Source organism: Knoellia subterranea KCTC 19937 (assembly GCF_000768685.1).
In the GTDB taxonomy this organism is placed as follows: Bacteria; Actinomycetota; Actinomycetes; order Actinomycetales; family Dermatophilaceae; genus Knoellia; species Knoellia subterranea.
The window spans coordinates 258,743-282,991 of the sequence record NZ_AVPK01000005.1; the positions used below are offsets into that span (position 1 = coordinate 258,743).

Below are 24,249 nucleotides of genomic sequence, written 5' to 3' on the forward strand. Positions count from 1 at the left end.
GCTCCTCAGAAGGGGTGGGTGCAGCGCGCCCGACGTTACCTGTTGGTTCCCGGCCCCAGAAGGCGTTGCGCCAAGGCCGCCGAATGGCGGGATGCGCTACCGGACGACTCCTCGGCAAACCACTCGAGCGCCTGCACCTGGAACTCACTGGGTTCGAGCCGCCCGGCCCCCTCGGGCAGACACGCGAGGAGCGGCACGGGCAGGTTCTCGAAGAAGGAGAGGTTGCCCAGGAGGACGGGGTCGCTGGCCTCCGGTGCCGATGCGGGCCAGGAGCCGATGATCACGCCACTCGCCCCCAGGCCACGACGTTCCAGCGCCTCGAGGGTGAGCAGCGTGTGGTTCATCGTGCCGAGGCCGGCGCGCGCCACGACGACGACATCGACGGCACCCTCGCCTCCGTCCTGCGCGAGGGCGCTCGCGAGATCGGCGATCGTCTCGCCCTCGACCGTGAGCGGGACGAGCAGACCTCCCGCGCCCTCCACGACGACGTGGTCGTGCGACTGGGCTGCCCCACGCAACCGCGCCACGTGGTCGGCCAGTGTGGGCAGGCCCGCGCCGACCCTGGTGGCCGCCTCGACGGGTGCCATCGGGTCGGGCAGGCGCACTCCCTCGGACCCGTCGACACCGGCCAAGCGCCGCACCTCGTCGATATCGCCGCGTTCGCCGGGCAGCACGCCGGTCTGGGTGGGCTTGTCGACGGTGACGGTGCGCCCTCGCGACCGGAGCCATGCGGCGAGGGCAGCGGTCGCGACGGTCTTGCCGACGTCCGTGTCCGTACCCGTGACGACCACGAACCGGTTCACGACGCCCTCCTCGTGACAAGCACCCGGTCGGGCGTCTGGAACGACAGCAGGCGCGTCCACGACGGATTCGTTTCTGCCAGAACGATGTTCGGAAGGCAGCGGGCGGTCTCTTCGAGCACGAGGGAAGTCTCGAGCTCGGCCAACCCGGCTCCCAGACAACGATGGAGTCCATACCCAAAAGCCAGCGTGTATGCCGTCCGCCCGGCATCCATTCCATGCTCGCCCGTGAGGGTCAGCAGGATCTCCGCGCCGGCGGGAATGTGCCGCTCGCCGAGGACCGTGTCACGGGCCGCAACCCGCCGCCACGTCGGGACGGAGGACTCGGCCGCCAGGACGCGACGCACGTATGCCGGCCCCGCACCTTCGCGGGCCAGGTCGCCCCAGGTGCCCCGCTCGTCGGCGGACTCGAGCGCCCGGAAGAGGGCGATGTTGATGAGTTGGGTCGTCGTCTCCTGCCCGGCGATGACGAGGAAGTAGCCGAGCGAGCAGATCTCGGGCACGGTCAGTCCGGCCCGGTGCAGCGCGGCGTAGAGGCTGTCGCCGTTGCGGTGGGCCTCGACCTCGTCGCGCAGCCAGGCATAGAACTCCGCGGCACTCGCGGCGAGCACGAGCTGTCGGTCGGGGTCGGGCCATCCCCAGAAGAGCTCGAGCGAGTCCCGACTCCATCGGTTGAGGGTGTCGAGATCGGGGCACCTGCTCCCGATGAGTTCGCTCATGACGACGGGAGGAATGTGTCGGCTGAGCTCGTGGACGAGGTCGACGACAGCGCCCTCGCCCGGACCGTGGCCGGACGCGCGCGCGCTCCTGGCCCCTCCGTCCAGGGCCGCATCGACCTCACGGCAGCGCTCCAGGGTCAGCTCGCGGATCCGGGGCGCGAGCCCCGCCACGGTCGCCGGCGTGAAGTGCTTCGCCACGACCCGGCGCACCTGCAGGTGTCGCTCCCCGGTCGCCGACGCAAGCACCGAGGGCAGGGCGAATCGCGCCCTCGACAGGATCCGCAAAGCTTCGGGGCCGATCGGCGTGACGCTGACGAGGGCGTTGTGCGGCTCGAAGTCGTCTGCCCGACGGAGTACCTCACGCACGTCGGCGGGGTCGGTGACGGCGAGCAGCCCACTCACGCGACGGTCCCTGCGGTCGCTGGGCGGACGGCATACGCGGCGGTTTCGTGGAGCGCCTCGCGCAGGAGCCGCCCCGCAAGGGCGACCTCGGACTCGGTCGCGTCGCTGTGCGCCGTGAAGCGGAGCCGCGAGACCCCGTCCGGCACGCTCGGCGGTCGGAAGCAGCCGACGTGAACTCCGCTGTGCCGCAACCGTTGTGAGATGTCATAGGCGATCTCGGCACTCGGCATCGGCACCGACTGCACCGCTCCGGCGGACTGCTCCACCCCGAGTTCGGCGGCGAGCCGCGCGGCGACATCGTGGAGGCGGGCGACCCGCTCCGGCTCGGCCTGGACGACTGCGCACGCCGCGGTGGCCGCGGCCGCGGGTGCGGGCGCAAGGCCGGTGTCGAAGAGGAAGCTGCGCGCCGAGTTGAGCAGGTGGTCGCGCAGGGCTGCGGTCCCGAGCACAGCGCCGCCCATCGCTCCGAGCGCCTTGGACAGCGTCGCGGTGACGATGACGTCGGGGTCGTCGTGCAGGCCGGCGGCGTGCACCGCACCCCGACCGCCCCCGAGCACGCCGATGCCGTGCGCCTCGTCGACGACGAGGACGGCCCCGTGACGGCGGCACACTTCCGCGGTCGCCACGAGATCGGTCGCGTCGCCGAGGACGGAGTAGACGGACTCGACAGCGACGACAGCGCGGCGCTGAGTGCGTTGCGCCAGAACGGAGTTCAGCGCTTCGAGGTCGCGGTGGGGATAGGTCGTGACGGGTGACCGCGAGGCACGCGCCCCGTCGATCGCGGACGCGTGCATGTGGGCGTCGAGCACGATGAGGGTGTCGGGGCCGCTGAGCGCGGAGAGCACGCCGAGGTTCGCCGTGTAGCCGCTCGAGAACGCCAGCGCCGACTCCTGCCCGGTGAGTTGGCGCAGCGCGGCCTCGAGGTTCGCGTGGACGTCGAGGGTGCCGGTGACGACGCGCGACGCCCGCGCACCCGCGCCGTGCCGCTCGGTTGCCGCGACGGCCGCTGCGATGACGTCGGGGTGGCGGGAGAGGTCGAGGTAGTCGTTCCCGGCGAAGTCGACGACCCCTGTCTCAACGACGCGGGTATGCCGGGTGGTCCCCCGCCGCTCCCGGATCCGGGCCGCGTCGGCGAGCCATCCCGGGAGGGTCGACGTCGTGGCGGGTGCGACCGGCACGGGTGCTGTCGGCCCGGGCATCAGCCGTGCACCTCGGCGACGGCGTCGAGGAGGGCCGCGCCGATCATGGCGACGTCCTCGGGCGTGCTGGTGTAGGGCGGCATCGTGTAGACGAGGTTGCGGAACGGCCGCACCCAGACCCCACGCCGCACCGCGGCCCGGGTCACGGCGGTGACGTCGACGGGCGGGTCGAGTTCGATGACTCCGACAGCGCCCAGGGTGCGGAGGTCGCGGACTGAACGCGGGAGCCCCGAGGTGACGTGCGACGGCGATGCCAGCGCCGAGCTCAGCGCTGCGCCGACCTGATGCACCTGATCGAGCGCGTGGGTCCGCACGAGGTCGAGCGAGGCGCTGGCGACGGCGCACGCCAACGGGTTCGCCATGAACGTGGGCCCGTGCAGCAGGGCTGCGGTGTCGCTGCCCTCGAGCGCATCGGCGACGGCGGACGAGCAGAGCATCGCGGCCAGCGTGAGGTAGCCACCGGTGAGGGCCTTGCCCACACAGAGGATGTCGGGCTCGACCCCGGCCCACTCGCCCGCCCACATCCGCCCCGTCCGCCCGAATCCCGTCGCGATCTCGTCGTGGATGAGGAGGATGCCGTGGGCCGTGGTGAGTTCACGCAGATGACGAAGGCAGTCGGGAGCCCAGATGTGCATGCCCCCTGCTCCCTGGAGGATCGGCTCGACGATGACCCCGGCGACCTCGTGCGCGTGGTCGGCAATGGCCCGCTCGGCTTCGACGCACCACTGCGCGACAGCGACCTCGTCGAGCGCGCGCAGCTCACCGCCGACCAGTCGAGCCGCGGGCGGTCGCGGCAGGAACACCTGCTCTGCGACGTGCCCCGCGAACGCCGCATGCATCCCATCGACCGGGTCGCACACGCTCATCGCCCCCGCGGTGTCGCCGTGATATCCGCCGCGAAGTGCGATGAAACGCCGCCGCTCTGGCCGATCTTGGGCCGCCTGGACCTGCACCGCGAGCTTGAGTGCGACCTCGACCGACACCGACCCCGAGTCGGCGAAGAAGACGTGGCGCATCGACTCCGGCGTCATGGCGACGAGGCGTTCGGCGAGCTCGACCGCGGGCTCGTGCGTCAGTCCGCCGAACATCACATGGCTGAACCGCTCGGTCTGCTCGCGCACCGCGTCGTCCAGCACTGGGTGGCGGTAGCCGTGGATCGTGCTCCACCACGAGCTCATCGCGTCGATGACCTCGTGCTCTGCACCCTCGGCGTCGGCAAGGCGCAGCCGAACGCCCTCGGCGGCGCGGACGGCATACAGGGTCTGCGCGCGCAGCGCCGAGTACGGGTGCCACACGAGCCCTCGCTCCCGGGTGAGGAGCGAGGAGGTCGTGGCGAGGAGCGTGTCAGGCATTGGGGGCGATGGTCGTCCCGGCGCCGCGCTGCCGCAGGGCGAGCGCCTTGTCCCCGTGGCCGGTGTCGGCGCCCTCATCCTCCGCCCCGAGGACGCGGAACCCGTTGTCGCGGATCAGGTCGAGGTCGGCCTTGGCCTCCTGCCCTTCGCTCGTGAGGTAGTCGCCGAGGAAGAGCGAGTTCGCGAGGTGCAGACCGAGCGGCTGGAGCGAACGGAGGTGCATCTCACGACCACCGGCCATGCGCACTTCCGTTGTGGGACAGGCGAATCGGGCCAGCGCAAGGATGCGGATGCAGTGCGCCGGCGTGAGCAGCCACGTGTCCTCGAGCGGCGTGCCGTCGAAGGGCATGAGGAAGTTCACCGGGATCGAGTCGCCGCCGAGGTCGCGCAGGGCGAACATCGCGTCGACGAGCTCCTCATCGCTCTCACCCATGCCGACGATGAGCCCGGAGCACGCCGACAGGCCGGCCTCCTGGGCCATACCGACGGTCTGCACGCGGTCGTCGAAGCCGTGGGTGGAGCAGATGTCGTCATAACGCGACTCGCTCGTGTTGAGGTTGTGGTTGTAGGCGTCCGCGCCGGCGTCGCGCAGCCGTTCGGCCTGACCCTCCTTGAGCAGCCCGAGGCACACGCACACCTCGACCTGCGGGTGGTCGGTCTTGAGCCGGTCGACCATGCCGGTGACGCGGTCGATGTCGCGGTTGCTCGGGCCGCGGCCGCTCGCGACGAGGCAGATGCGCGAGGCGCCGGCGGCGATGCCGATGCCGGCCTGCTTGGTCGTCTCCTGCTCGCTGAGCCAGGAGTACTTGAGGATGTCGCTCTTGGACCCGAGCCGCTGCGAGCAGTAGCCGCAGTCCTCCGGGCACAGGCCCGACTTGAGGTTGACGAGGTAGTTGACCTTGACGTCGTTGCCGAACGCGGCACGGCGCAGGCGGGCTCCGGCGGCGACGAGGGCGAGCAGGTCCTCGTCGGGGCTGCGGAGGATGGCGAGGGCGTCGTCGCGGCTCAGGGTGCCGCCGGCCAGCTGGGCCTCGGCGAGCTCGTCGTAGAAGGTGGTCATGGGGAGCATTGAACACTGTTCAAGAAATACGATCGAGCCCTGCCCACCCGCACCGACCGAGGATCCCCATGGCGCTGACCCGAGCCGACGTGATCGACGCGGCGATGGGCATCCTCGACGAGTACGGCCTGGAGTCCCTCTCCATGCGCCGCCTCGCCACCGCGCTCGACGTCCAGCCGGGGGCGCTCTATTGGCACGTCAAGAGCAAGCAGGACCTGCTCGCTGCCATCGCTGACCGCATCCTCGCCAGCGTCCCCATCTCGCCGCCCGACGCGTCACCCACCGCCGTCCGCGACGTTGCGATCGCTTTCCGCGACGCCCTGCTCGCCCACCGCAACGGCGCCGAGATCGTCACCCTCGCGCAGGCTCTCGCCGACGAACCCCTCGCCGTGCACCGCGACATGCGCCGCAGCCTGGAGGAGACCCTCGACCCGACCCGGGCCGCCTGGACCGCGCGCGCCGTGACGCACTATGTCCTCGGCGCGACGAGCGAGCTGCAGAGCCGCGCCGACTTCACCCGTGCCGGCGTCCTCACGAACGACCCGGCCGCCGACGAACCCGAGGCATTCCTCTTCGGCCTCGATGCGCTCCTCGTCGGCGCCACCCGCTGACGCCCGTCAGCCCAGCCGCCGCATCCCCGGCCAAGCCTCGTCCCACGGCTGCACGAGCCCACGGCACACGTGCACCGGGGCGCCGTCCTCGTCGTTGTCGACGCCGTCGGGTGTCTCGAGCCGCGCCACGAGATCGCATCGGTCGAACATCGTCTGCAGCTCCGTCGTCAGCGGATCCGGATAGATCCGCCCGAACGTCCCGATGAGCATCACGGTCGTCGAGTCGGCCGGGGGCGGACCCCACTCCCCGTAACCGTTGTGGACGCTGTATGCCGGCGGCAACAGTTCGCGGTCCGCGTCACTCTCGCGTCGCGCGAGGCTGATCATCCCCGCCTCTCCGTAGTTGCGCGTGAGCACGATGGCGTTGTCCCGGTCCGGGAGCGCTCGACTCACCTCGCGGATCGTCTCGACGTATGCCGGCCACCCCACCGTCTCGGCCGTGTCCGGATTGACTGCGGTCGCCATCTCGAACACGGGTGACCCCGGCGGGGCGAGCGGAAGCGAGAAGGCAGCCGTCGGGATCGACGAGATCGCGAGCACCGCTGCGGCGAGCCGGGTTCGGTGCCGGGCGTCGAGCCAGTCCAGCGTTGGCATGGTGCCGGCAGCGAGGGCCGCAGGGAAGAACCCCGCCGGGTAGTACGCCTTGCCACCGGTGACGACGACGAACGCGAGGAACACGGCATACGCGATCGTCAGCCACCGAAGCTGCGGCCTCCGCCAGAGGTGAATCAGCCCTGCCACGAACGGAATGGACAGCAGCGGGCCGACCATGAGGAACGAGAGCGGCACGACGGCCGCGCGGTCGGCCGACGACGTCGACCCGCCGGCGGCGATGTTCGCGGTGATCTCGCGCATCGGCCAGCCGTGGCGCGCCTGCCAGATCAGGAAAGGCGCGGCGAGCAGTGCGGTGACCGTTGCGGCGAGCCACGGCCCGGCAGTCAGCAGCGGGCGGCGCGGACCGGCGACGACGAGTCCGACCGCGCAGCAGGCGAGCACCGTGAGCACGAGGACCTTGACCTCGGACGTGATGCCGGCGGCGACTCCGACGAGCAACCAGCGGGCGACGGACGGGTGCTGGAGGGCGCGCAGCAGCAGCCAGACCGTCGTGGCCGTGCCGAGCAGGTCGAACGCCGTCGTCGAGAAGAGGTGGCCCGTGCCGGGGACGATCGATGTGACGGCGGTGAGGATGGCGGCGGCGGTCTGGTGGCGGGTCGTGCCGCCGAGGACGCGGCAGGTCAGCGCCGCAACCAGAGCGGTGAGTGCGGCGGCGACGGCGGGCAGGATGCGGAACGCCCACAGGTGCCCGCCGGTGATCGCGTGCCAGGCGGCGGCCAGGAGGGGGACGAGCATCGGCTGGTCGGGTTGCCCGGGGGCGGGGTGGTGGCCGGCCTCGATGAAGTACAGCTCGTCCCGGTGGTAGCCGTAGCGGTTGCCGACGAGCACGAGCACCAGTCCGAGGACCCCGGCCGTGAGGAGCGCACCCCGTGGGACTCTCACCCGCCCATGCTCGCAGACCCCACCCGTCCCGAACTCACCAATTCAAGCGTTCGGGACTAACAGAAAACGGTATGCCGGCCGCGCAAGGTGCGCGGCCGGCATACCGGATCGTGTGGTTGCGTCAGCCGCGGTAGCCGCGCGACTGCGACGAGAAGGCCGCGATGCCGCCGCCGCTCCCGTTGCCGCCGGAGCGACGCGGGCCGCCCGAGCGCTGGCTGCTGCCGGAACGCTGTCCGCCGGAGCGCTGTCCGCCCTGGCTCGACTGTCCGCCCTGCGCGTTGCGACCGCCGGTGGTGCGGCCGCCGGCGCTGCGCTGACCGCGCGGACCGCCGGAACGCTGACCACCCTGGCCACCCGAACGCTGGCCACCCGAACGCTGACCGCCACCGTTGCGACCACCGGTGGGGCGCTGCCCACCACCCTGCGGCGCGGCACCCGGGATGACGAACGGTCCCGGGAAGGAGCGCTCGCCCGGCGCGAGCTCGGTGAGGAGCGGGTGCGAGGCGTTGACCTTGGTCGTCGTCGGCGCGATGCCGGCCTTGCGGGTGAGGTCGCGGACGTCGCGGATCTGGTCGTCCATCATCAGCGTGACGACGGTGCCCGAGTTGCCGGCGCGAGCGGTGCGGCCGGAGCGGTGGAGGTAGGCCTTGTGCTCGACCGGCGGGTCGGCGTGGATGACGAGGCTGACGTCGTCGACGTGGATGCCGCGGGCGGCGATGTCGGTCGCGACGAGGGTGTGCGCCGTGCCCGAGTGGAACGCGTCCATCGTGCGGGTGCGAGCGTTCTGGCTGAGGTTGCCGTGCAGCTCGACGGCGGGGATGCCCTCGGCGTTGAGCTGGCGGGCGAGCTTCTTGGCGCGGTGCTTCGTGCGCGTGAAGACGACCTTGCGGCCCGGCGCGGCGGTGAGGTCGCGCAGGACGGGCAGGTGCGACTCGGGCGCGACGTGCAGGACGTGGTGGCTCATCGTCGCGACCGGCGACTGCGCCGAGTCGGCCTCGTGGGTGACCGGCGAGCTGAGGTAGCGCTTGACGAGCGTGTTGATCCCGGCGTCGAGCGTCGCGGAGAAGAGCATGCGCTGGCCGTCACGGGGGGTGCGGTCGAGCAGGCGCTTCACGACCGGGAGGAAGCCGAGGTCGGCCATGTGGTCGGCCTCGTCGAGGACGGTGATCTCGACGGCGTCGAGGCTCACGTGGCCCTGGCCGATGAGGTCCTCGAGGCGACCCGGGCAGGCGACGACGACGTCGACGCCACGGGCGATGGCCTGGACCTGCGGGTTCTGGCCGACGCCACCGAAGACGGTCTTCGAGGTCAGGCCCAACGGCTGGGCCAGCGGCGTCAGCGCCTCGTCGATCTGGGTGGCGAGCTCGCGGGTCGGCGCGAGGATGAGGGCGCGGGGGCGCTTGGCCTGACGGCGGCGGCCGTTCGCTGCGCCCGCGGCGAGGCGGGCCAGGACGGGCAGGAGGAAGGCGTAGGTCTTGCCCGAGCCGGTGCGGCCACGGCCGAGGACGTCGCGACCGGCGAGGCTGTCGGGCAGCGTCGCGGCCTGGATCGGCGTCGGCTCGGTGATGCCGCGGTCGGCGAGGACGCGGACGAGTGAAGTGGGGACGCCGAGGTCGGCGAAGCCCGTGGTGGTCCCAGAGGTAGCGCCGGAGGCGTTCTGGGCAGGGGTCATGCGGGTGTCAGTGGACACGAAGGAGTACTCCAGAGAGTTCTGATGCAGTCGGTTCTGCCCGGCGCGAAATTTCCGAGTCACGACGGGGCTCTCGACATCGGTGTCGTCCCGTCGGGGTCTCTCGGTCGCGGCGCATCGGCATCGACAGTGAGAAGAGAAGCAGGTCCGAGGCAGAACAGTGCGGACCGCTGAGGTCAACACTACTGCGTCTGCCTCACATTCCGTGAATCGAGACGTTCGCGGACAAACCGTAGGATGAATCCGTGGCAATGATGCTCGTGGCGGGAGTCGACGTCGGGGGGACACGAATCAAGTCGATGCTCTCCGACCTCGACGGCTCAGTGGTGTTGTCCCACACCGCTTCCACGCCGCCGCGGCCCGGCGACAGCATCGTCGAGGTCATCGCCGAGACGGTCGCCACGCTCGTCCAGCGAGCGCGTGCCGACGGCATCACGGCCCCCCTCGCAGCGGTGGGCGCCGTCGTGCCGGGCCTTGTCGACGAGGTCAACGGTATGGCCGCTTGGTCGGCCAACCTGGGCTGGCGTGACCTGCCCCTGCGTGACCGGCTCCAGGAGCGGTTCGACGTTCCGGTCGCCATCGGCCACGACGTGCGTGCCGGGCTGCTCGCGGAGTTCCGCCTCGGTGCCGCTCAGGGGTCCCCCGATGCCCTCTTCGTCCCGCTGGGGACCGGCATCGCCAGTGCTCTGCTCGCCGGGGGCCAGGTCGTCGCCGGTTCGGAGTGGACCGGCGAGATCGGCCACGTCGTCGTCGAACCCGACGGTCCTCCGTGTGGCTGTGGGCGCCTCGGCTGTCTCGAGGCGGTCGCCAGTGCCGCAGCCCTGGGTCGCGCCTGGAACGCCCTTGGTCGCGACGGCGATGCCGAGACCCTGAGCCGGGCTGTCGAGGACGGTGACCACGAAGCCATCCGTCTCTGGGAGGGCGCGATCGACGCCCTCGTGCGCGTGATGGCTCCCGTGTGTGCTGCTGCCGGTACGCGCCTCGTTCTCGTCGGTGGCGGTCTGGCCCTCGCCGGCGCCACCTTGCTGGATCCCTTGCGCGACAGGCTTGTTCGCGCGCTCGGCCACGACCGCATCACCGTCACTCAGGCGGCTCTCGGCGACCGTGCCGGCGCCCTCGGAGCCACCCTTCTCGCCATGGAGGCCATCGCGTGATCTTCACCCTCACCCCCAATCCGGCGGTCGACATCACGTATGCCGTCCCGAGACTTCTCGTCGGCGAGTCTCATCGCGTCTCGGTCACCGGCACCCACGCCGGCGGCAAGGGCCTCAACGTCGCCGGCGTCCTGTCGTGCATGGGTCTCGACCATGTCGCCATTGCTCCCGTCGGTGAGCAGCACCGCGGCTTCTTCGAGGACGACTCGGCGCAGCGTGGCATCCGCTTGCGCGTCATCGACTCCCCCGTCACGACCCGCCGCTCGGTCGCGGTCTTCAGTGCGGACGGTCTCGCGACGGTCCTCAACGAACAGGGCGCGCCGCAGCCGTCGCAGGTGTGGGAGCAGCTCATCGACATGGTGCGCAGCAGCTGCCGCCCGGGTGACGTCTTCACGATCTCGGGAAGCCTCCCGCCCAACACGGCCGACGCCGACGTCGTCACCCTGTGCGTCGCGGCTGCCGAAGCCGGTGCCGAGCTCGTCGTCGACGGCCGGGGTCACTGGGTGACCGAGGTGCTTGCGCGCACGCCCGCATTCGTCAAGCCCAACGAGTCCGAGGCCGCCGCGATGACCGGCATCGAGGACCCGCTCGAAGCCGCCCGGGCGCTGGTGGCCCAGGGCGCCTGGGCCGCGCTGATCTCCCGCGGCGCCGAGGGGCTCGTCCTCGTCACGGCCACCGGACGCGTCATCGAGGCCAAACCGCGCACTCCCGGCGTCGGCAACGCGACCGGTGCCGGTGATGCCCTGACGGCTGCGATCTCTGCGGGCCTCGACGGACTCAAGCGCGACGAGGTCGACTGGCCCGAGGTGCTGCGCGTCGGTGTCGCCTGGTCAGCCGCGGCGGTGCGTCAGACCGTGGCTGGTGTCGTCGACACGGCTGATGTCGAAGCCCTCCTCGACGACGTCGACATCACCGAACACGCCTGACCTCACAGCGCACGCCCGACCTCACAGCGCACGCCTGACCTCACCGGCCCGGGCTGGATGTACCTCCGGACATGCAGTGGTCCGGCGGCCCGTGCCGGCGGACATGCAGTGGCACCTGTTCGCCCGCGGAATGTCCCGAGATCACACGGCCTTCACGTGCTCGAGTGTTCGCACTGCATGTCCCGGCGAGCCTGTCCTGGCAGCACTGCATGTCCGGAGGTACGCACCACCACCCGAGAGAGGGCGCCTCAGGTGGTGGTGAAGGCGAGGAGGCGCATCAGCCGCTCGGCCTCGTCCGCGACGGCATCGCGAGCCGCCCCGAGATACGTGCGCGTGTCCACGGTTCGCCCCTCCTCGAGCCGCCCGATCATCGCGTCGGTCCACACCTGGTTCAGGTGGGTGGCGATGTTGACCTTGGTCATCCCGGCCCGCACCGCAGCGACCAGTCCGTCGTCCGGCACTCCACTCGACCCGTGCAGAACCAGTGGCACCGGCACCGAGTCCGCAAGTGCCGCAATGAGATCCGTGTCCAGCACCGCACTCCGCTCGGTCATGGCGTGCGACGACCCGACCGCAACGGCAAGCGCATCCACTCCCGTGTCCGCCACGAAACGCGCCGCATCGCCCGGATCCGTCCGGACGCCCGGTGCGTGCACGCCGTCCTTGCCGCCGATCTCGCCGAGTTCGGCCTCGACCGACACCCCCGCGGCGTGGCACTGCTCGACGACGCGCCGCGTCAGAGCACGGTTCTCGTCGTCCGGCAGCTTCGACCCGTCGAACATCACCGACGTCAGCCCCAGCTCCACCGCCTCGCTCACGAGGTCCAACGACTCGGCATGGTCGAGATGCACGACGACCGGCTGCGTGCAGGCCTGCGCAATCGCCATCGTCGCCAGAGCAAGGGGTCGCAGCGACCCGTGATAGCGCACGCAGTTCTCACTGATCTGCATGACGACCGGCAGCGAACAGCGCTCTGCTGCAACGGCATACGCCTCGGCATGTTCGATCTGGATGACATTGAACGCCGCCACCGCGCGTCCGTCACGACGCGCTTCGGCCAGCACTGGCGCCAGGGGCGAGAGGCCCATCAGCTGACGTCGTCGAGGATGATCGAGCGGCTCAGGTTGCGCGGCTCGTCGGGGTTGATGCCGGCGGCCACCGCCCGCGCCAGGCAGTAGCGCTGGAGCCGCACGAGGTCGGCCATGGGGTCGATGTCGCGGTGCTCGAAGCGCGCACCCGTCGCCTCGACCTGCTCCCGCAGCCCCTCGGGCACCTCACCGAACGCCCACGTGACACGGCCGGGTGCGGCGATGCTGATCGGTCCGTGGCGGTAGTCCATCGCCGGGTAGCTCTCGGCCCAGAACTGGTTCGACTCACGCAGCTTGAGAGCGGCTTCGTGGGCGAGCCCGATGGTCCAGCCGCGCCCGAGGAACGTGATCTGCTCGGCGTCCAACAAGCCGGCGTATGCCGTGTCGTCACCTTCGGCGAGCACCTCGCGTGCGTCGGCGATCGCCGCGTCGAGCGACTCCCCGAGTGAGGCACGCAGAAGCGCGAGAACCGTTGTGGCGAAACGGGTCTGGACGACGGACTGTTCGTCGACTTCGGGCAGCAGGATGAGTGATTCGGCCTTCTCGGCGACGGGTGTGCCCGCGGTCGCGACGAGGGCAACGTGCGGCGTGCCGGCTGCGCGCAGTTGCTCGACGACCTCGATGACCTCGGTGGTGGTGCCGGAGCGGGTGATGACGACGACACGGTCGTAGCCCCGCGCGAGCTGGTGCTCGCTCGCGGCGAACGCGTCAGTGACGCCCTGCCCCAGAGACTCGCGCAGACCGGCATACACCTGACCCATGAACCACGACGTGCCGCAACCGATCGTCGCGACGCGCTCCCCCGGCCTGGGGAGGAGGTCGGCGATATCCGGGAGACGTTCGACCACGGCGGCCCAATCGTCGGCCTGCGTGGCAATCTCTTGGGCAAGGAACGTCATGAAGTGTCCTGACTGCGCGAAGTCTGCGTGAATGTGATCGAGACAAAGCCTAAATGAGCACGCTCATGCAAGGCAAGAGGTGTTTACGGCGCAAACGTGAGCGATACAGTCACCCGCATGACTGAACGCGCCGACCTCGCCGCCGACGCTCCCCGCCATCGAGCGTCCCGGCTCTCGGCGATCCTCGACCTGCTCGCCACCGAGGGCCGCCTCGGCGTCGCCGCGGCCGCGGAGAAGCTCGAGGTCTCCGAGGCGACGATCCGGCGCGACTTCTCCGAGCTCGCCCGGCGGCAGCTCGTGACCCGCAACCACGGCGGAGTCGTCGCGACGTCCGTGGCCTACGAACTCCCCTACCGCTACCGCGTGAGCCAACGTGACTCCGACCTCGAGCGCATCGCCCAGGCGGCCTCGGCCCTCGTCGCGCCGGGCGCCGTCGTCGGCATGAACGGCGGCACGACGACGACCACGACCGCCCGTGCCCTGACCGCCCGCGAGGACCTCGTCGAGAGCGGCATCACCCTCGTGACGAGCGCCCTCAACATCGCGGTCGAGGCGGTCCTCCGCCCGCACGTCCGCTGCGTCAGCCTCGGTGGCATCCCGCGCCCGGAGTCCTACGAGGTCACCGGCCCGCTCGCGATCGCCGGCCTGAGCCAGCTGTGGCTCGACGTCGTCATCCTCGGCGTCAACGGACTCTCGGCGGTCGAGGGCGCGACCTGTGCCCACGAGGACGAGGCGGCCGTGTCGCGGCTCATGGTCGAACGCGCCCGTGACGTCATCGTCGTCGCGGCCGAGGGCAAGCTCGGCGCCCGGGCCTTCACCGAGATCTGCGGCGCCGCCGAAGTGACCCAGCTCGTGACGACCGCCCCCGAGGGGCACGACCAGGTCGCCGCCATCCGCGACCTCGGTGTGACGGTGCACTGCGTCTGACCCTCGCCGGTCCCGCCCCCCTCCTGCCTTGTGTGCATGGCACCACGCCCGAGCGTGGTCTCATACACACAGGGCGAGCCGTTAGGGTCGCCCCATGACCGAACAGACCCGCGAGCAGACCCTGTCCGACTTCTCCGCGACGACTCTCGAGGGCGCCCCTCAGGACCTTTCGGCGTATGCCGGTCAGGTCGTCCTCGTCGTCAACACCGCCTCCGAGTGCGGCTTCACCCCGCAGTTCGAGGGACTCGAGAAGCTGTGGCAGGACCACCGCGATCAGGGCCTCGTCGTCCTCGGCTTCCCGTGCAACCAGTTCGGTGGTCAGGAGCCCGGCACCGCCGAGGAGATCGGCGCGTTCTGCCAGCGCAACTACGGCGTGACGTTCCCGATGTTCGACAAGATCGACGTCAACGGCGACGACGCCCACCCGCTCTTCGTGTGGCTCCGCAAGGAGAAGGGCGGCCTGCTCGGCGACAGCATCAAGTGGAACTTCACCAAGTTCCTCGTCGGTCGCGACGGCCAGGTCATCAAGCGCTACGCGCCCACCGCCAAGCCCGAGTCGCTCGCCGGCGACATCGAGAAGGCCCTCGCTCAGGGCTGAGTCGCCGAGCTCATCCGGAAGTCCAGCCGCGGCGGGACGTCCTCGCCGGGGCACAGGCGCAGCCACATGTCCGACAGTGACGGGTCGCCTTCGGCGAGGTCGGGCACCTCGAGGTCTGTGAGGATCACCAGCGCCTCGTCGCGCCGGTCCTCGTCGGCGAGCGCCTGCGCGAGGAGCAGTTGGGTGCGCCCGTGATCCCGCACGCTCAGCGGCAGGGCGGCGACGATGCCGGGGACCTCGCTCGCGCGCCCGGAATCACGTAGGGCAGTGAGGAGTTCGACGGTCAGGCGCCGCTCCGTCGGGGCGAGGTCGAGCGCCTGCCGGTGCAGCGCGATGCGCTCGGACGGGTCGTCGGCGAGGAGTGCGAGACCGCGCAACGCGACGGCCGTGGGCGTCGCACCGATACTTCTCCCGTATGCCGTCCGCGCACCTTCGCGATCGCCCGCCAGGTGGCGTCCGGTGCCGAGGGCGTAGGGCAACCACCAGCCGGTGGAGTTGGGCTCGTGCTGCTCGAGCAGCGCCGTCCACCGGGGTGAGATGACGGGCAAGGTGGGGCGGTCGGCCTCGATCGCATCGAGGGCGTTGGGGTCGCCGGACTCTGCGAACCGACGCAGCGGCTGGCTCTCGTCGTCGAGCTCGGGGAAGGGCGTGCCGGGCAGGTCCTCAGCGCCCCTCAACGCCAATTCCGCTCTGCCCCAACCGGATCCAACGTGCATGACCTCGTCGGCGGCCGGCATCCGGTCCGCGACCTCCGCGAGCCACTGGGCGTGCTGCGCCTCGAGTCGGTCCGGTGGGACGTCGCGGTGCACGGCATCGGCGACCGCGGCCGATGCGGACTCGTAGTCCCCGGCGACGCTCTCGGGGTCGAGGTCGAGCGGCAGGAAGGCCTCGGTCCACGAGAGCGAGTCGTGCCCGTCGAGCACGTCGTGTTCGAGCTGGGTCGTGCACACCCCGGCCTGGATCTCGAGGTAGCGACTGCCCGGCACGCCAAGCCAGTCCTGCCACCGCTGCCCGCCGGGTCCGTTGCCCCAGAGGAAGAGCTTGCGCCCGCGCAGCGCTCCGGTCGAGGTCTGGGCGAACCCACGACCGTCGGGCTCGACTGCGCTCACCAGCCGTCCACGGTGGTGAGCGACGTCAAAAAAGTAGTCCGCGGCATACCGGCTGTTCGTCGGCACGCTGACATCGATCGGTCCGTCGGGGTGGGGCACGGAGACGAGGTCGAGCATTCCCGAGTAGTCGGTGCGCCACGCGTCGGTGGCGGGCACGAGGACTCGCGTGCCCGCCGTCTCGGGGACCGCGATGTTGGTCCAGTAGTAGAGCGGCTTCGGTTCCGGGTCGGGGTTGGTGACACGTGTGGACGCCATGAGGTGTGCGCCGTCGAGCCAGAGGTCGACCTGGAGGACGAGGTCGCGGGTGCGCTCCCACTCCCAGAGGCGGACGACCGGACCGAGGTCGGTGTCGAGGATCGCGGCGTGCATGGGGCGGTTGGACAGCGTGGTGTGGCCGGTCGAGCCGAGGTTCCACTCGATGCCGCCGGCGAACCACGCGTCGGTGAGGCCGAAGTTCGCCCAGCGCAGTCGGGGGTTGCGGTGGAGCAGGTCGCGCTGGCCATCGCTGTCCCCGTCCTTGTCGCCGTCGGTCAGGGTCAGCGACCAGACGCGGCCGCCGAGCGTCGGCAGGATCGTGGCGCTGACGTGGTCGTTGGCGAGTTCGATGGCCGGGAGTGAAAGCGGCTGCTCGGCCCGGTCGTAGTCGCTCACGACGCCGTAGGGGAGGGGCGAATCGAGTCGGCCGCGGTGGATCCGCTCGACCATGTCAGAAGATGCCCTACTGCTGACGTTTGTCGTGATATTTTCACGAACAGGTCGCAGAGCCGCCACTGGGCCGCCCTGCGCGGGTAGCGTGCCGAGAAGGGACAGCGACCGGGGCCGCGCGAATGCGGAACGTTGATGAGCCACACCCGCAGACTGCTCGATTGTGACGGTTTGGGCAAGAACCTTGACACATTCGATCAGCCGCAGCACGATGTGGCGACCACGACACATCACCGTGTTACCCAATGACGGGTGGTTGGCCGCCCGCGACTGGAAGCAGGAAGCGCATGACAGTTCGAGGCAATCAGGTGGATCGGCGATCGATCCTTCGCATCGCGATGGCGGGCGGTGTCGCGATTCCGGCACTGACCCTCGCGGGCTGTGCGACGGGCGGCGGGGACTCGAGTGACGACTCGAGCACGTCCACCGGGGGCGGCACCAAGTCCGACACCAACCCCTTCGGCCTGGCCGACAGCGGCGCCGTCGAGGCCGTCATCTTCAACGGTGGCTACGGGTTCGACTACGTCACCTTCGCGGCCGACGTCGCCAAGAAGAACCACTCCGGCGTCACCTTCGGCGTGAAGCCGTCCACCCAGATTGCGCAGGAGCTCCAGCCGCGCTTCGTCGGTGGCAACCCGCCGGACCTCATCGACAACTCGGGCGCCAACTCAATCGGCCTCAACACCATCGCCGACCAGCTCGAGGACCTGAGCGACGTGTTCGAGGCCAAGAACCTCGAGGGCACGACGATCAAGGACACCCTCTACGCCGGCGTCGAGGCCCCGGGCACGATCAACGGCAAGCTCGTCGCCATCAACTACGTCCAGACGATCTACGCGATCTGGTACTCCGCGTCGCTCTTCGAGGCCAACGGCTGGACCCCGCCCAAGACCTGGGACGAGGCCATCAAGCTCGGTGCTGACGCCAAGGCCAAGGGCAAGTTCCTCATGCTCTGGGGCAAGGAAGCCGCGACCTACTACCAGACGCTCGCCATCGGTTCGGCGATCAAGGAGGGTGGCGACGAGGTCCGTCTCGCCCTCGAGAACCTCAAGCCGGACTGCTGGTCGCACGCCGCCGTCCAGGGCGTCTTCAAGGCCCTCGAGACGATCATCAAGAACGGCTACATGAAGCCCGGTGGTGGTGGCACGCAGTTCACCGCCGCCCAGGCCCAGTGGAGCAACGGCCAGGAGGCCCTCCTCTACCCCTCGGGCTCGTGGATCGAGAACGAGATGAAGGACCAGACCAAGGCCGACTTCAAGATGACCGGTGTCCCCGAGATGACGGTCAGCGCCAGCCCGAAGATGCCCTACGAGGCACTGCACTCCGCGGCCGGTGAGCCCTTCATCGTCCCGAGCAAGGCCAAGAACGTCGCCGGTGGCAAGGAGCTCCTCCGCACCATGCTCTCCAAGGAGGCCGCGACGAACTTCGCCAAGACCAAGCTCGCCCCGACGATCGTCAAGGACACCGTCCCCGAGGACGGCTTCGGGTCCACGGCGCTCCAGTCGCAGGGCAAGATGCTCAAGGACGCCGGCGACGGTGTCTTCACCTGGAACTTCGTGGACAACTACGGCATGAACCAGGACATGCTCGTCCCGTGGAACGCGTTCCTCTCGGGGCAGATCGACGCCGCGAAGCTCACCGCCGAGCTGCAGAAGATCACCGACAAGGTCGCCAACGACCCGCAGGTCAAGAAGGTCGAAGTCAAGTGACCCCTCGTGCCCGGTCCGGCTGCCACAGCCGGGCCGGGCACGGTCTTGTCCAGCCGTCGACGCGTCCGACGACTTCTCCTGTCCTGCCGCCCCACTGCCCCACACGAACGTAGGTTCCATCCATGAGTGCAGTCGTGCCCACTGCTCCTTCGGAGGCCGGAGCGCCACCGAAGTCCGGACGACGACGTATGCCGTTGTCCCGAGTGATCTTCATCCTCATCACACTGGGTCTCCCGTTCGCGTTCTACGCCGTGTTCGTGTTGTGGCCGTTCGTCCAGGCCTTCGTCTATTCGTTGACGAACTGGAGCGGGTTCAGCGACCAGTTCGAGTTCGTCGGCCTGTCGAACTACACCGCCCTGCTCAAGGACGACATCTTCCTCAAGGCGGTGCGCAACAACCTGTTGCTCGCTCTCGTCGTGCCCTTCGTGACGATCGTGCTCGCGCTGGCGCTCGCGACGATGGTCACCGTCGGTGGGTCGAGCACGGGCGCGGTCCGTGGACTGTCGCGGTCGTCGTTCTATCGGATCGTCTCGTTCTTCCCCTACACGATCCCCGCCATCGTCATCGGCCTCATCTGGTCGCAGATGTTCGACCCGTCGGCGGGCCTCGTCAATGCAGTCCTCACCGGTCTCGGCCTCGACAAGTTCGAGTCGTTCGCCTGGCTGGGTGAGGTCTCGACGGCCATGCCCGTGACGATGTTCGTCATCATCTGGGGCTTCGTCGGCTTCTACATGGTGCTCTTCATCGCGGCGATCAAGGGCATTCCGGCCGAGCTCTACGACGCGGCCCGCGTCGACGGTGCCGGGCGGGTCCGGATGACCTTCATGGTCACGCTGCCGATGGTCCGCGACACGATCCAGACGGCATACATCTATCTCGGCATCCTCGCCCTCGACGCCTTCGTCTACATGGCCGCCCTCAACGCCAGCGGCGGCCCGCAGAACTCGACGCTGACGATGACGCAGGACCTCTTCAACACGGCATTCAAGAAGGGTCAGTTCGGCATGGCGAGCGCGATGGGTGTCGTCCTGGCACTCCTGACGCTGCTCTTCGCCGCGATCGTCTTCGCCGTCAATCGCTACACCGGTGGGAAGGACAACCGATGAGCACCGCCACCGCCGACACAACCGATTCCGCCGAACGCCGCGCCGACGGGGCGCGTGCCCCCGAGAAGACGTCGTCCGACCGCACCGTCACCGTCGTCTCGCACATCGTGCTGACCCTGTGGTCGATCATCGTCATCCTGCCGCTCGTGTGGGTCTTCCTCTCGTCGTGGAAGACGACGGGCGAGATCTTCTCCTCGCCCCTGGCACTGCCGCAGAACTGGAGCTTCGACAACTACATCGGGGCATGGCGCGACTCCAACATCGGGCGCTACATGCTCAACTCGGTCATCGTCGTCACGTGCTCGCTCGTGCTCGTGATGATCCTCGGCTCGGCGGCGGCCTACTCCCTGGCCCGCTATCCCTTCCGCGGCAGCGGGGTCATCTACTACCTCATCCTCGCCGGGCTGACCTTCCCCGTCTTCCTCGCGATCGTCCCCCTGTTCTTCGTCCTCAAGAACACCGGACTCCTCAACACCCTGCCCGGCCTCATCGCCACCTATGTCGCGTTCGCGTTCCCGTTCACGGTGTTCTTCCTCTACCCGTTCTTCCGGGGACTGCCGCAGGAGATCGCCGAGGCGGCCGAACTCGACGGTGCGGGTGAGTGGCGCACGTTCGCTCAGGTCATGCTGCCGATGGCGCGCCCCGGCATCGTCGCGATCGCGATCTTCAACTTCCTCGGTCTGTGGAACCAGTTCCTCCTGCCGGTCGCCCTCAACACCAACGAGGACAACTACGTCCTCTCGCAGGGCATGGCGCGCTTCGCCTCGCAGGCGGGCTATGCCGTCGACTTCGGTCAGCTCTTCGCGGCCGTCGTCATCACGATCGTGCCGGTGCTCGCCGTCTACATATTCAGCCAGCGCCAGCTCCAGGGCTCCCTCTCCCAGGGCACCCTCAAATAACCCCACGTCAACCCGCCGTGTGTGTATGAGACCACGCTCCGGCGTGGGCTCATACACACAAGGCAGGATGGGAAGCATGGATCTCGTCGATCTGCACTGCCATGGCGCCCTCGGGCACGAGTTCGGCTCGGATGGTGAGGGGTCGCGGGCCGCTGCGGCCCACCACCGCGCTGCTGGTGTCGGCTCGCTCGTCGGGTCGCTCGTGTCGGGTACGCCCGACGCGCTCGTCTCCCAGGTCGCGACGCTCGCGCCGCTGGTCGCGTCAGGTGAGCTGGCCGGCATACATCTCGAAGGTCCGTTCCTCTCGCAGGAACGACGAGGTGCCCACGATCCGTCGGTCCTCACGGACCCTGACCTCGCACTCATCGAGACCCTCGTCGAGACGTGCACTGAGGCCGGCGTGCCGAATGCGCTGGTGCAGTGGACCTTTGCGCCCGAGCGAGCCGGTTCGGAAGCCCTCGTGGAGGCGCTGGCGCGCCACGGCATACTCCCCGCGGTGGGTCACACGGATGCGTCAGCGGACGTCGTCACCGCGACGCTCGCGTCGATCGCCGACGCGTGCGGTCGCCCGCCACTCGTGACGCACCTCTTCAACGGGATGCCGGCCTTCCACCACCGCGCGGGCGGTCCGGCTGCCGCTGCGCTCGCCGCTGCAGGGCGCGGCGACTGCATTGTCGAGCTCATCGCCGATGGGGTGCACCTGGGGCCCGAGGTCGTGCGGATGGTCTTCGAAACCGTTGGGGCAGAACGCATTGCGCTCGTCTCCGATGCCATGGCGGCGACGGGGCTGGGCGATGGGGCGTACACGATCGGCACGCTCGACGTGGAGGTCGCGTCGGGCGTGGCCCGGCTTGCCGATGGTGGGTCGGGGAGGGGTTCGATCGCCGGCTCGACGTCGACCCTCGGCGACTGCGTGCGGTGGTGCATCGACGTCGTCGGGCTGCCCGAGGCCGACGTTCTCACCGCCGCCTCGACGACTCCGCGGACGGTTCTCTCCGGCTGATCGTGAGTGTGGTCAGCGGCGGATGAGGTTGGCGATGCCGTCGAGGAGCAGGGTGAGACCGAACTCCATGAAGTCCTCACCTGCCATGGCGTAGGCGTCCATGTCCAGGGCGGCGACGTGCGGGTAGTCGCCTGACGCCATCGCCTTGGTCAGCACCGGCTCCTGCGCGGTCCAGAACTCCTCGTTGCTGACTCCCGTCGCCTGCTCGGCCAGTGCTGCGCCGTTGTGCTGGCGGGCGGCGTTCATGACGAACGCGTCGATGGCCCCGATGACGGCGATCTGCTGCTGCCCCGAGAGGCCCGTGCTCTTCAGTGTCTCGAGAGCGATGTCCAGTCCGCGCAGGGCGTTGGGGCCGAGGAGGGGGCGGGTCTGGTCGACGAGCGGCAGCCACGGGTGGGTCGTGTAGAGCGTCCAGAGTCCGCGGCCGAGGGTCTGCATCGAGGTGCGCCAGTCGTCCCCGAGGGTCTCATCGCTGGAGGGCGCGTTGACCCGCTCGAGCATGAGGTCCAGCAACTCCTCCTTGCCGGGGACGTGGCGATAGAGCGACATCGTGCCGACCCCGAGCTCCTGACCGATGCGTCGCATCGAGACGGCGTCGAGGCCCTCGGTGTCAGCGAGGTCGACGGCGACATCGACGATCGCGTCGACGCTCAGCTTCGGCTTCGGACCGCGCGTACTCCGGCCGAGGTCGAACGCCCACATGATCGCCAGGCTGCGGCTGATGTCGCCACTGCCGCTGTGTTGCTGAGTCATGCTGGCGAGTGTACTGCGTAGGGTGTACGCTCAAATGGAGTACGGTGTACTCAGTGCGGTGACGTGCCGCGACAGAACCGGGTGAATCGGAGGAGAAGCGTGATGGGAGAGCGGGATTGGGCCATTGAGGCCCGAGGCTTGGGCAAGCGGTTTGGGGAGGTGACCGCGCTCGACGGCTTCGACCTGGCCGTCCCGAGCGGCACGGTCCACGGGCTGCTCGGCCCGAATGGAGCGGGCAAGACGACGGCGGTCCGGGTGCTCGCCACGCTGCTCGACTCGGACGAGGGATCGGCGCTCGTCGGCGGAGTCGACGTGGCCCGCGACCCCCAGGAGGTGCGGCGACGCATCGGCCTGACGGGGCAGTACGCCGCAGTCGACGAGATCCTCACGGGTCGGCAGAATCTCGAGCTCTTCGGGAAGCTCTTCCACCTCGGCGGTCGCCGGGCGAAGGCGCGCGCGAGCGAACTGCTCGAACGCTTTGACCTCGCCGACGCCGGAGACAAGGGAGTCAAGGCCTACAGCGGAGGCATGCGCCGCCGACTCGACCTCGCCGCGAGCATGATCCTCGCGCCGCAGGTGCTCTTCCTCGACGAGCCGACCACGGGCCTCGACCCACGTGGCCGCGGCGAAGTGTGGACGGCCATCCGTGACCTCGTCGCCGGGGGAACGACGGTGCTCCTCACGACGCAGTACCTCGAAGAAGCCGACCAGCTTGCCGACGAGGTCACGGTCATCGACCGGGGGCGCAACGTCGCCACCGGCACGCCTTCCGAGCTCAAGAACCGAGTGGGCGGAGACCAGATCGAGGTCGTCGCGGCCGAGGGGGCCGACCTGGCGGCGGTGGCGGCAGCCTTCGACGGTGTGTCGACGGGCGAACCCACGGTGTCGACCGAGCACCGCACGGTGAGCGCCCCCGTCGCTGACCGCGTCGCCGCGCTGAGCACGGTCGCGAGTCGACTCCAGGCATCGGGCGCGTCCATCGAGGACATCACCCTGCGTCGGCCGACGCTCGACGACGTGTTCCTCCGCCTCACCGGCCACCGGGCCGAGGAGGAGGCGTCATCACCGGAGGCCGGATCTGACGGCCCCCTCGCCCAACCGGCCACGTACGAGACCGGCGCCGACGCGCGGACGGGAGCGGACGGCATACCCGACGAACGCGAATCGACCGAAGCGGAAGGTGCCCTGCGATGACCACCGAGACCACCGCGGCGCCAGCCGCCGACCTCACCCCGGCCCGCCATTCCGCACTCTGGTGGGCGGTGTCCGACTGCGCGGCGATGGTGTGGCGCGGGCTGCTCTACTACAAGCGCGAGCCGTCGATGATCGCGTGGCAGCTCGGCTTCCCGATCGTGTCGGTGCTCCTCTTCGTCTACGTCTTCGGGTCCGCGATGGACGTCGGTGGCGGCGCCGACTACAAGGCGTTCGCGATGCCCGGGATGTTCGCGATGACGATGGCGTTCGGGTTTATGAACACGGCCTACGCGATGGTCGTCGACAAGGAGAAGGGCGTCATGGACCGGTTCCGGTCGATGCCGATGGCGCGGTCGGCGGTCGTGAGCGGGCGCGGGGTGAGCGACCTCATCGGTGCCGCGATCGACCTCGGCGTCCTGGCCCTCATCGCGCTCGCGGTCGGATGGCGGTCCGACGGTGGCTGGCTGCAGACGGCCTATGCGTTCGTCCTGTTGCTCCTGCTGCGGTTCGCGCTCATCTGGATCGGGATCTATCTCGCGATGTTCGTCAAGGGGCAGGAGCAGGCGGGGAACCTCTTCGCGGTGGCGTTCCCGTTCGGGATGCTGTCGAGCGTCTTCACGCCGCCGTCGCTCATGCCGGACTGGCTCGGGTTCATCGCGATGTGGAACCCGGTGTCGTCGACGGCGAACGCGATCCGCGAGCTGTTCGGCAACCCCGTCGCGACGGGCAACAGCTGGATCGAGCAGCACGCGATGGAGATGGCGCTCGTCTGGCCGATCCTCATCACGCTCGTGTTCCTGCCGCTGGCGGTGCGGAAGTACCAGCGGCTCTCCCGCTGAGGCAGGTTGG

At 69.6% G+C, this 24,249-nt stretch carries 22 protein-coding genes; 11 read left to right on the forward strand and 11 right to left on the reverse strand.

The genetic code is table 11. From position 1 onward, the window contains the following. Window positions 1-35: 35 nt before the first annotated feature. The 5 genes from bioD to bioB are packed head-to-tail and all read right to left on the reverse strand — an operon-like array spanning window position 36 to window position 5,532. Complete coding sequence (gene bioD / locus N803_RS10640) at window positions 36-803, reverse strand: dethiobiotin synthase (RefSeq protein WP_052112158.1); 768 nt, start codon at window positions 801-803, stop codon at window positions 36-38. Further along, a complete protein-coding gene (locus N803_RS10645; RefSeq protein WP_245617170.1) occupies window positions 800-1,921 on the reverse strand; it encodes a cytochrome P450 in 1,122 nt (373 codons plus the stop codon). The genes bioD and N803_RS10645 overlap by 4 nt, the downstream gene beginning before the upstream one ends. After that, window positions 1,918-3,120 (reverse strand): 8-amino-7-oxononanoate synthase, encoded by a 1,203-nt coding sequence (locus tag N803_RS10650; RefSeq protein ID WP_084764380.1) that lies wholly within the window; start codon window positions 3,118-3,120, stop codon window positions 1,918-1,920. The genes N803_RS10645 and N803_RS10650 overlap by 4 nt, the downstream gene beginning before the upstream one ends. Further along, on the reverse strand, window positions 3,120-4,472 hold the full coding sequence (gene bioA / locus N803_RS10655; RefSeq protein ID WP_035904935.1) for an adenosylmethionine--8-amino-7-oxononanoate transaminase: 1,353 nt from the start codon (window positions 4,470-4,472) through the stop codon (window positions 3,120-3,122). The genes N803_RS10650 and bioA overlap by 1 nt, the downstream gene beginning before the upstream one ends. Beyond that, window positions 4,465-5,532 (reverse strand): biotin synthase BioB, encoded by a 1,068-nt coding sequence (gene bioB, locus N803_RS10660; protein WP_035905164.1) that lies wholly within the window; start codon window positions 5,530-5,532, stop codon window positions 4,465-4,467. Before bioB ends, bioA begins: the two co-directional genes overlap by 8 nt. Before the next feature lie 68 nt (window positions 5,533-5,600). On the opposite strand from bioB, the gene N803_RS10665 reads away from it, so the two are divergent. Further along, entirely contained in the window at window positions 5,601-6,143 is a 543-nt protein-coding gene (locus tag N803_RS10665) for a TetR family transcriptional regulator (RefSeq protein ID WP_035904936.1), read from the forward strand. 6 nt (window positions 6,144-6,149) lie between these two features. On the opposite strand, the gene N803_RS10670 is transcribed toward N803_RS10665, so the two are convergent. Then, a complete protein-coding gene (locus N803_RS10670) occupies window positions 6,150-7,640 on the reverse strand; it encodes a glycosyltransferase family 39 protein (RefSeq protein WP_035904937.1) in 1,491 nt (496 codons plus the stop codon). 121 nt (window positions 7,641-7,761) lie between these two features. Next, the gene (locus N803_RS10675; RefSeq protein ID WP_052112159.1) at window positions 7,762-9,312 is read right to left on the reverse strand and encodes a DEAD/DEAH box helicase; all 1,551 of its coding nucleotides are present in this window, start codon (window positions 9,310-9,312) and stop codon (window positions 7,762-7,764) included. Between the two features lie 269 nt (window positions 9,313-9,581). Here N803_RS10675 and N803_RS10680 point away from each other — a divergent pair, with 269 nt between their 5' ends. Both N803_RS10680 and N803_RS10685 read left to right on the forward strand, forming a co-directional pair. Then, window positions 9,582-10,484, forward strand: coding sequence for an ROK family protein (locus N803_RS10680; RefSeq protein WP_035904940.1), 903 nt, complete (start codon window positions 9,582-9,584; stop codon window positions 10,482-10,484). Continuing rightward, on the forward strand, window positions 10,481-11,410 hold the full coding sequence (locus tag N803_RS10685; protein ID WP_052112160.1) for a 1-phosphofructokinase family hexose kinase: 930 nt from the start codon (window positions 10,481-10,483) through the stop codon (window positions 11,408-11,410). Before N803_RS10680 ends, N803_RS10685 begins: the two co-directional genes overlap by 4 nt. Window positions 11,411-11,658: 248 nt before the next feature. Here N803_RS10685 and N803_RS10690 read toward each other — a convergent pair whose 3' ends face one another. Further along, entirely contained in the window at window positions 11,659-12,498 is an 840-nt protein-coding gene (locus N803_RS10690) for a class II fructose-bisphosphate aldolase (protein WP_035904942.1), read from the reverse strand. Then, window positions 12,498-13,397: an SIS domain-containing protein gene (locus tag N803_RS10695; protein ID WP_035904945.1), complete on the reverse strand. Its 900-nt coding sequence runs from the start codon at window positions 13,395-13,397 to the stop codon at window positions 12,498-12,500. Before N803_RS10695 ends, N803_RS10690 begins: the two co-directional genes overlap by 1 nt. Before the next feature lie 117 nt (window positions 13,398-13,514). On the opposite strand from N803_RS10695, the gene N803_RS10700 reads away from it, so the two are divergent. Continuing rightward, entirely contained in the window at window positions 13,515-14,324 is an 810-nt protein-coding gene (locus N803_RS10700; protein ID WP_035904946.1) for a DeoR/GlpR family DNA-binding transcription regulator, read from the forward strand. A gap of 94 nt (window positions 14,325-14,418) precedes the next feature. Beyond that, window positions 14,419-14,922, forward strand: a complete 504-nt coding sequence (locus tag N803_RS10705; protein WP_035904948.1) for a glutathione peroxidase — start codon at window positions 14,419-14,421, stop codon at window positions 14,920-14,922. Here the strand turns inward: N803_RS10705 and N803_RS10710 are convergent. After that, window positions 14,913-16,736 carry a DUF5107 domain-containing protein gene (locus N803_RS10710; RefSeq protein ID WP_052112161.1) on the reverse strand — a complete coding sequence of 608 codons (1,824 nt, stop codon included), beginning with the start codon at window positions 16,734-16,736 and terminating at the stop codon, window positions 14,913-14,915. The genes N803_RS10705 and N803_RS10710 overlap by 10 nt on opposite strands. Window positions 16,737-17,023: 287 nt before the next feature. On the opposite strand from N803_RS10710, the gene ngcE reads away from it, so the two are divergent. From ngcE to N803_RS10730, 4 genes are all read left to right on the forward strand, one after another. Continuing rightward, complete coding sequence (gene ngcE, locus N803_RS10715; protein WP_035904950.1) at window positions 17,024-18,445, forward strand: N-acetylglucosamine/diacetylchitobiose ABC transporter substrate-binding protein; 1,422 nt, start codon at window positions 17,024-17,026, stop codon at window positions 18,443-18,445. A 122-nt stretch (window positions 18,446-18,567) separates the two neighbouring features. Beyond that, a complete protein-coding gene (locus N803_RS10720; RefSeq protein WP_035904952.1) occupies window positions 18,568-19,551 on the forward strand; it encodes a carbohydrate ABC transporter permease in 984 nt (327 codons plus the stop codon). Continuing rightward, on the forward strand, window positions 19,548-20,450 hold the full coding sequence (locus N803_RS10725) for a carbohydrate ABC transporter permease (RefSeq protein WP_035904954.1): 903 nt from the start codon (window positions 19,548-19,550) through the stop codon (window positions 20,448-20,450). The genes N803_RS10720 and N803_RS10725 overlap by 4 nt, the downstream gene beginning before the upstream one ends. Window positions 20,451-20,526: 76 nt before the next feature. Next, complete coding sequence (locus N803_RS10730; protein ID WP_245617172.1) at window positions 20,527-21,453, forward strand: N-acetylglucosamine-6-phosphate deacetylase; 927 nt, start codon at window positions 20,527-20,529, stop codon at window positions 21,451-21,453. Between the two features lie 12 nt (window positions 21,454-21,465). On the opposite strand, the gene N803_RS10735 is transcribed toward N803_RS10730, so the two are convergent. Then, window positions 21,466-22,206: a TetR/AcrR family transcriptional regulator gene (locus tag N803_RS10735; RefSeq protein WP_035904957.1), complete on the reverse strand. Its 741-nt coding sequence runs from the start codon at window positions 22,204-22,206 to the stop codon at window positions 21,466-21,468. A gap of 102 nt (window positions 22,207-22,308) precedes the next feature. Here N803_RS10735 and N803_RS10740 point away from each other — a divergent pair, with 102 nt between their 5' ends. Both N803_RS10740 and N803_RS10745 read left to right on the forward strand, forming a co-directional pair. Further along, window positions 22,309-23,400: an ATP-binding cassette domain-containing protein gene (locus N803_RS10740; RefSeq protein WP_084764383.1), complete on the forward strand. Its 1,092-nt coding sequence runs from the start codon at window positions 22,309-22,311 to the stop codon at window positions 23,398-23,400. Beyond that, window positions 23,397-24,239: an ABC transporter permease gene (locus N803_RS10745; protein WP_035904958.1), complete on the forward strand. Its 843-nt coding sequence runs from the start codon at window positions 23,397-23,399 to the stop codon at window positions 24,237-24,239. The genes N803_RS10740 and N803_RS10745 overlap by 4 nt, the downstream gene beginning before the upstream one ends. The last annotated feature ends 10 nt before the right edge of the window (window positions 24,240-24,249 follow it).